The organism is Kytococcus sp. HMSC28H12 (assembly GCF_001816045.1).
GTDB lineage: Bacteria > Actinomycetota > Actinomycetes > Actinomycetales > Dermatophilaceae > Kytococcus > Kytococcus schroeteri.
The window spans coordinates 1-6,827 of record NZ_KV824483.1 but is presented as its reverse complement, the minus strand read 5'-3'; the positions used below and the strand labels follow the sequence as shown (position 1 = coordinate 6,827).

General features: G+C 71.9%; 6 protein-coding genes and 2 tRNA genes. 3 read left to right on the top strand and 5 right to left on the bottom strand.

The features are described from left to right. Nucleotides 1–37 precede the first annotated feature (37 nt). The 4 genes from HMPREF3099_RS06905 to HMPREF3099_RS06890 form a co-directional block, all read right to left on the bottom strand. Nucleotides 38–718: a hypothetical protein gene (locus HMPREF3099_RS06905; protein WP_070705309.1), complete on the bottom strand. Its 681-nt coding sequence runs from the start codon at nucleotides 716–718 to the stop codon at nucleotides 38–40. Next, entirely contained in the window at nucleotides 718–2,253 is a 1,536-nt protein-coding gene (locus HMPREF3099_RS13490) for a GMC oxidoreductase (RefSeq protein WP_237769785.1), read from the bottom strand. Before HMPREF3099_RS13490 ends, HMPREF3099_RS06905 begins: the two co-directional genes overlap by 1 nt. A gap of 294 nt (nucleotides 2,254–2,547) precedes the next feature. Further along, nucleotides 2,548–2,623 (bottom strand) — tRNA-Glu (locus HMPREF3099_RS06895). Between the two features lie 50 nt (nucleotides 2,624–2,673). Further along, nucleotides 2,674–3,753 carry a PHP domain-containing protein gene (locus tag HMPREF3099_RS06890; protein WP_070705307.1) on the bottom strand — a complete coding sequence of 360 codons (1,080 nt, stop codon included), beginning with the start codon at nucleotides 3,751–3,753 and terminating at the stop codon, nucleotides 2,674–2,676. 72 nt (nucleotides 3,754–3,825) lie between these two features. On the opposite strand from HMPREF3099_RS06890, the gene HMPREF3099_RS06885 reads away from it, so the two are divergent. Then, the gene (locus HMPREF3099_RS06885) at nucleotides 3,826–4,278 is read left to right on the top strand and encodes a GNAT family N-acetyltransferase (protein ID WP_070705306.1); all 453 of its coding nucleotides are present in this window, start codon (nucleotides 3,826–3,828) and stop codon (nucleotides 4,276–4,278) included. A gap of 38 nt (nucleotides 4,279–4,316) precedes the next feature. Further along, nucleotides 4,317–4,739 (top strand): cupin domain-containing protein, encoded by a 423-nt coding sequence (locus tag HMPREF3099_RS06880; RefSeq protein ID WP_070705305.1) that lies wholly within the window; start codon nucleotides 4,317–4,319, stop codon nucleotides 4,737–4,739. Nucleotides 4,740–4,808: 69 nt separating this feature from the next. Here HMPREF3099_RS06880 and HMPREF3099_RS06875 read toward each other — a convergent pair. Then, nucleotides 4,809–4,881, bottom strand: a tRNA-Lys gene (locus tag HMPREF3099_RS06875). A gap of 105 nt (nucleotides 4,882–4,986) precedes the next feature. On the opposite strand from HMPREF3099_RS06875, the gene HMPREF3099_RS06870 reads away from it, so the two are divergent. After that, the coding region (locus HMPREF3099_RS06870) for a RecQ family ATP-dependent DNA helicase (RefSeq protein WP_070705304.1) at nucleotides 4,987–6,827 on the top strand (1,841 nt) is incomplete at its 3' end.

Here is a 6,827-nt window from a genome sequence, read left to right as displayed (position 1 = left end):
GGGCCCGTGCGCAGCGCACGGGCCCCCGACGCGGTGCTCAGCTGGTGCTGTAGCCGACGACGTAGCCGACCTTCTCGTCGTGGTCGTCGGTGTACCCGGCGAACTCGTCGCGGATGTCGTTCTCCACGGCGTCGCTCACCACCGCCTTGACCATGAGGTTGAACGTCACGTTGGTGAACGTCCGCGGGGAGTAGTACTTCAGCGGCATCGTGAAGCTCTGGCCCGGGGCGAGGGTGCCGTTGTAGGTGTACATGTACATCTGGCCGGTGCCCCGGGCGGTGCGCCCGGTGCTGGTGCGCACCCAGGTCACGGCCGTGTTGGTGGTCACGGCGCCCAGCTGGTCCGAACCCAAGGGGGCGCTGTCCGAGCCGTAGTCACGCATCTCGAACTCGACGGTGCCGGTCGGGTTCACCGCGTCGCCGGGGCCGACGTTGGTCACGGTGATCGACGGCGGCAGGGCCGCCTGGCGCGTGGCCACGGTGGTGAGGCGGTTGGGGTCGGGCTGCTTCATCTGGTCGAAGAACTCGTAGTTCTTCCAGATGGTGTCGTCCAGCGCGTACTCGAGGGTGTCCCAGTCGAAGTTGGGGTCCTCGACGGTGACCGCCAGGTTGGCGCTCGAGACGCTGGCGGCGAGCGCCGGTGCCGCGGCGGTGGCCACGACGGCCGGAACGCTCCAGAGGGCGGCGCGGGTCGCCACTCGGCGGGTCTGGGTGTTCATCAGGCAAACCTCCCGGCCGCGATGAGGCGGTCCATGCAGCGCTCGGCGAGCGCGGTGATCGTCACGAAGGGGTTGACGCCGATCTTGGCCGGGATGAGCGAGCCGTCGATGGCGAAGAGGCCGGGGGCTCCCTTGACCTCACCGTTGAGGTCGGTGGCCTCGCCCAGGACCATCCCGCCCAGCGGGTGGTACGTGAAGTAGTCCGTGAAGATCTTGCCCTTCTCGAACAGGTCGGTGGCGTAGGTGGTGCCGTTGGCGGCATTGACCTTGTCGAACACGGCGCGGGCCGCGGCCACGGACGGGGCGTGCTTGGTGGTGTTCCAGTCGAGGCTCACGGAGCCGTCGGCGTTGGGGGAGAACGACCCGTAGTTGGGGTTGTTCGTGATGGCCAGGTAGAGCGCGCGGTCGATCTCGATGCCGGCCGGCAGCGGCGCGATCTCGGCGAACACCGAGGCGGTGGTGTTGTCCCACGCCTTGACGCCCATGGTCGGGATGCCGGACTGGAAGCGACCGGCGCCGCGGGCGTTGATGGCCAGCATGGTGTTGCCGTTGGGGCCCCACTTCTGGCCCACCGCGCTGTTGAGGCCGGGGATGTCGCCGCGGTACTTGGACTGCACCATGAGCTTGGAGGTGCCGACGGAACCGGCGGCCAGCACGACGCGGTCGTAGACGGCCTGGCGCTCGCTCTGCACGACGCCGTCGAAGTTGATGGTCTTGAGGTCCAGCAGCCAGGTGCCGTCGGCCTGCTGGCGGATGCGCGTGGTCTCGGTGAGGGTCACCAGATTGACCAGGCCGGTGGCCAGGGCGCGCTTGATGTAGGTCTTGGCCAGCGACTTCTTGCCGTGGTTGTTGCCGAAGATGACCTCCTGGGCGAGGGCGGAACGCTCCTCCTCCTGGTAGGACTCACGGCGCATGTAGTCCCAGTCGTAGACGTTGGGCACCGGCACGGACGAGAGACCGGCCTTCTTGGCGGCCCGCACGCCGTTGCGGGTGAACTGGTACCACGGCGAGTAGGCGATCATGTCGCCCTCGGGCTTGAACACGCCCAGGTTGGCGTTGGCGCGCGGGAAGTACGTGCCGTACATCTCCGCGGCGTCCACCTGCGGCAGCACCATCTCGAAGAAGCTGCGGTCCGGGGTCACGGCCATGCCGCCGTTGGCGAGCGAGCCACCACCCACGCCGCGGCCCACGTACACCTTCATGTTGGCGAAGCGCTCGAGGCCCAGGACGCCGGCGCCGGCGTCGATGTCCTTGTTGACGATGTCGAGCCCGAAGAGGGTGGAGAAGGGCAGGTCGGTGCGGGTCTCGAACCACATCGACCGGGAGGTCGGCTCGGTCATCGACGTGAACGTCTTGCCGTTGAGGCCCGGGCCCATGTTCTCCCAGTCGCACCCCATCTCGATGAGGTCGACGGGGATGCCGCGCGAGGTGAGCGCGAGGGCGGCGACGGCGCCGCCGTACCCGGACCCGATGATGGCGATGCGGCGGTTCCCGGCGGCCTGCGCGGGGGCGCCGGTGGCTGAGGCGACGGCCACGGCAGCAGCGGATGCCGTGGCTCCCCTCAGCATCGTCCTGCGGCTTGTCTGCATGTGTACTCCCTGGGGGAACGCGTGTGAGTGCGGGACTGTTCGCCGTCCCGCCATGCGCATCCTCCCGCAGGTTGAGGCCCCCCATTTTTCCTGAAGGGTGAAAAGGCCGTCCCGGATGGCGACGACCATCGGCCAGAGGAGTGAAATCCTCGGCAGGGGCTCACTCACGGCCGCGGAGAAAGGCCGGATGAGAGATAGGTCACAGGGCGGTTCCGCGGGGGAGTCGCGCCTCGTGTGGTGTGGCATCCCCAACGGGATTCGAACCCGCGTTACCGGCGTGAAAGGCCGGGGTCCTAGGCCGCTAGACGATGGGGACCCGCCGGCGCGGCGGTCGTCCGCCCGCTCCGGCGCGCACAGTGTACGCAGTCACAGTCGCGCGGCCGCCCACTCCTTGACCTGCGTGGCCGGCCACGTGGTGACGATCCGCTCCGGAGGGATGCCGGCGTCGGCGGCCCGCTGCGCGCCGAACGCGAGTAGGTCCAGCTGGCCGGGTGCGTGGGCGTCGCTGTCGATGCTGAACAGGCAGCCGGCCTCCAGGGCCAGGGCGATGAGCTCGTCGGGCGGGTCCTGTCGCTCGGGACGGGCGTTGAGCTCCACGGCCACGCACTCCTGGGCACAGGCCGCGAACACCGCCTCGGCGTCGAACTCGCTCGGTGGACGGGTGCCGCGGCCGCCCGTCACCAGGCGGCCGGTGCAGTGCCCCAGCACCGACGTGAGCGGGTTGCGCACCGCGGCCAGCATGCGGGGCGTCATCTCGGCCGACGGCATGCGGAGCTTCGAGTGCACGCTCGCCACCCGGACGTCCAGGGTCGCCAGCAGGTCCTCGCGCTGGTCGAGCGTGCCGTCGTCCAGCACGTCCACCTCGATGCCGTGGAGCAGCTCGAGCGACCGCCCCTCGTCGGCCAGCTGCTGCCGGACCTGCGCCACCGTGTCGCGCTGGGCCACCAACCGCTCGGCCGACAGGCCGTTGGCCACCCGCAGCCGCGGGGAGTGGTCGGTGACGGCCAGGTAGTCCCGCCCCAGCGCGTCGGCGGCACGGGCCATCTCCAGCAGGGGGGACCCGCCGTCGCTGTCGCTGGTGTGGCTGTGCAGGTCCCCGGCGAGCAGTCCGAGGAGCTCGCGGCCGGCGGGCGTCATCTCGAGCAGCGGTCCCCCGTGCTCCTCGCGTGCTGCGGCGAGCTTGGTGGGCACCTCGCCCGCCACGGCCTCGCGCACCACGGCGGCGGTGGAGGAACCGATGCCGCGCAGCTCCTGCCAGCTGTCGGCCTCCGTGTGGCGGGCGAACTCCTCCTCGGAGAGGCCCTCCACCACCGTCACGGCGTTGCGGTAGGCCTCGATGCGGCGGGAGGACTGCTGGGCCCGCTCGTTGAGGAAGGCCACCTCGCGCAGGCAGGCCAGGGCCCGGGCGCGGGGCGCGGTGGGGAGGTCGGGGGGAGGGCTGCTCACCGCATCGAGCCTAGCCCTGCGTGGTCCGGGGCAGGCCGTGCGGATCGAGCTGCGGGGGCGCAGGATGGGCCCATGGAGAACCTGCACGAGGTGCCCGGGCCCGCACTGACCGCCGACCAGCTGCACAGGCTGTTGCGGCTGCGGGTGGACGTGTTCGTGGTGGAGCAGGAGTGCCCCTACGCGGAGGTGGACGGCCGGGACCTGCTGCCCACCACGACCCACGTCTGGGTGGAGGACGGGGGCGAGATCGCCTCGACGCTGCGCCTGCTCGACGCGGGCGGCCCCGACGGTGCCCTCCTCGTCGGGCGGGTGGTCACTGCGGCGCCGCACCGGGGGGCCGGGCTGGCGGCCCGCCTCATGGAGCGGGTGCTCGACGCCCACGGCCACCGTCGCCTGGAGCTCGAGGCCCAGGCGCACCTGGCGGGCTGGTACGAGCGCTTCGGCTTCGTCCGCGCGGGGGCGGACCTCGGCCTGGACGGCATCATCCACACGCCCATGGTGCGGGTGCCGGGTGGGGCGGCATGATGGGCAGGGAACCGTCCCCGAGCAGTGAGGAGACCGCCATGGCGGACCTGAGCGACCACGGCCCGAAGCCGTACACGGTCAACATTGAGGAGGCCACCCTGGCCAACGAGAACTTCCGCGCCACCCTGTGGACCGGCGAGTACCTGCAGATGACGGTCATGACCATCCCCGTGGGTGGCGAGGTCGGCCTGGAGATGCACGCCGACCACGACCAGTTCCTCCGCATCGAGCAGGGCACGGCCCGCGTGCAGATGGGGCCGGCCGAGGACGACCTCTCCTACGACGAGACCGTCGGGGACGACTGGGTGGCCCTGGTGCCGGCCGGCCAGTGGCACAACATCACCAACACCGGTGACGAGCCGCTCAAGCTGTACTCCCTGTACGGCCCGCCGGACCACGTCAAGGGCACCGTCCACGCGACCAAGGAGGACGCGGAGAACGACCCCAACGAGCAGCACTGAGCGCGGCTGCACGAGCGCGACGAGGCCCCCACGCCGGACGGTGCGGGGGCCTCGTGCGTGCGCTGACGGTGGGCCCCGTGGGACTCGAACCCACAACCTACGGATTAAAAGTCCGCAGCTCTGACCATTGAGCTAGAGGCCCTCCCGCCGGCGACCGCCCGCGGGACCGCGTGAGTCTATCCGCGGGGTTCCGCCTGCCTGTGGACACCGTGGTGAGGCTGTCGGTGGGTGCTGTCAGGGTGGCCCCATGACCAGCAGCATCCAGGACCGCGCGCTCGAGGCGCTCCGCCGCCTCGTCGGACGTGAGGACGCCACCTTCCGCGACGGCCAGCTCGATGCCGTGCGGGCACTCGTGGAGGACCGGTCGCGCGTGCTCGTCGTGCAACGCACCGGGTGGGGCAAGTCGGCCGTCTACTTCGTGGGCACGGCGCTGCGCCGCGCCGAGGGGGCCGGCCCCACCGTCATCGTCTCGCCGCTGCTGGCCCTCATGCGCGACCAGGTCGCCGCGGCCGAGCGGGCCGGGGTGCGCGCGGTGACCATGAACTCCGCCAACGCCACGGAGTGGGACGAGGTGCGTGCCGCCCTGGCGGCCGACGAGGTGGACGTGCTGCTCGTGAGCCCGGAGCGGCTCAACAACCCGCGCTTCCGCGAGGAGCAGCTGCCCGAGCTCTCGCGCCGGTGCGGCCTGCTCGTGGTCGACGAGGCCCACTGCATCAGCGACTGGGGGCACGACTTCCGTCCCGACTACCGGCGCATCCGCACCCTGCTGGCCGAGCTGCCCGGCGACACCCCCGTGCTGGCGACCACGGCCACGGCCAATGAACGGGTCGTCGCCGACGTGGTGGAGCAGCTCACCGTCGGCCCTGGTGGCACCGCCCACCCGGTGACCACCATCCGGGGCGGGCTGGCCCGTGACTCACTGCGGCTGGGGGTCCTCCTCGGCCCGGGAGGGCACCCGCTCTCCCCGGAGCAGCGGCTGGCGTGGATGGTGGCGCACCTCGACGAGCTGCCCGGCTCCGGCATCGTGTACTGCCTCACGGTCTCGGCGGCGGAGGACGTGACGGCGGCGCTCGCCCGGGCCGGCCACCGGGTGGCCGCGTACACGGGACGCACCGACTCCGACGACCGCGCGCGGCTCGAGGCGGCGCTCAAGGACGACGAGGTCAAGGCGCTCGTGGCCACCTCGGCCCTGGGCATGGGCTTCGACAAGCCGGACCTGGGCTTCGTCGTGCACCTGGGGGCGCCGAGCTCGCCGGTGGCCTACTACCAGCAGGTCGGTCGTGCCGGTCGCGCCACGGAACGGGCCGACGTGGTGCTGCTGCCGGGCACCGAGGACCCTGACATCTGGCGCTACTTCGCCACCGTCTCCATGCCGCGCCAGGAGCAGGCCGATGCCGTGCTGACCGCCCTGGCGCAGGCCGGTCGCCCCCTCTCCACCCCGGCCCTGGAGACGCTCGTGGACGTGCGCCGCACCAGGCTGGAGCTGCTGCTCAAGGTGCTCGACGTCGACGGGGCGGTCACCAAGGTGCCCGGTGGCTGGACCACCACCGGCGAGCCGTGGGCCTACGACGCCCAGCGCTACGGCCGGGTGGCCGAGGCGCGGGAGCGCGAGGCGGCCCTGATGCGCGAGTACCAGACCACCACCGGGTGCCGCATGCAGTTCCTGCAGCGCACCCTCGACGACGCCACCGCCGAGCCGTGCGGACGGTGCGACACCTGCGCGGGCCCGTGGTTCCCCACCGACGTCCCCGAGGAGGCCGTGGAGGCCGCTCGCGGGGCCCTGGGAGCCAGCGGCGTGGTCCTGGAGCCGCGGGCCCAGTGGCCCTCCGGGATGGATCGCCTCGGGGTGCCGGCCAAGGGGCGCATCCCGGCCGACGAGCAGCTCGAGCCGGGGCGCGCGCTGGCCCGTCTCAGCGACCTCGGGTGGGGGCAGCGTCTGCGCACGGTGCTCGCCGAGGACCAGCCGGTGCCGGACGACCTGGTGCGCGCGGTGGTGCTGTTGCTCGCCGACTGGGGCTGGGCAGAGCGACCGGTCGGCGTGGTGGCCGTGCCGTCCCGCCGCCGCCCGCAGCTGGTGGGCTCGCTCGC

What these genes read in the sequence shown, in the direction of transcription:
- HMPREF3099_RS06905 (WP_070705309.1), bottom strand. Translation starts at nt 718, where the DNA reads ATGAACACCCAGACCCGCCGAGTGGCGACCCGCGCCGCCCTCTGGAGC.
- HMPREF3099_RS06885 (WP_070705306.1), top strand. Translation starts at nt 3,826, where the DNA reads ATGGAGAACCTGCACGAGGTGCCCGGGCCCGCACTGACCGCCGACCAG.
- HMPREF3099_RS06880 (WP_070705305.1), top strand. Translation starts at nt 4,317, where the DNA reads ATGGCGGACCTGAGCGACCACGGCCCGAAGCCGTACACGGTCAACATT.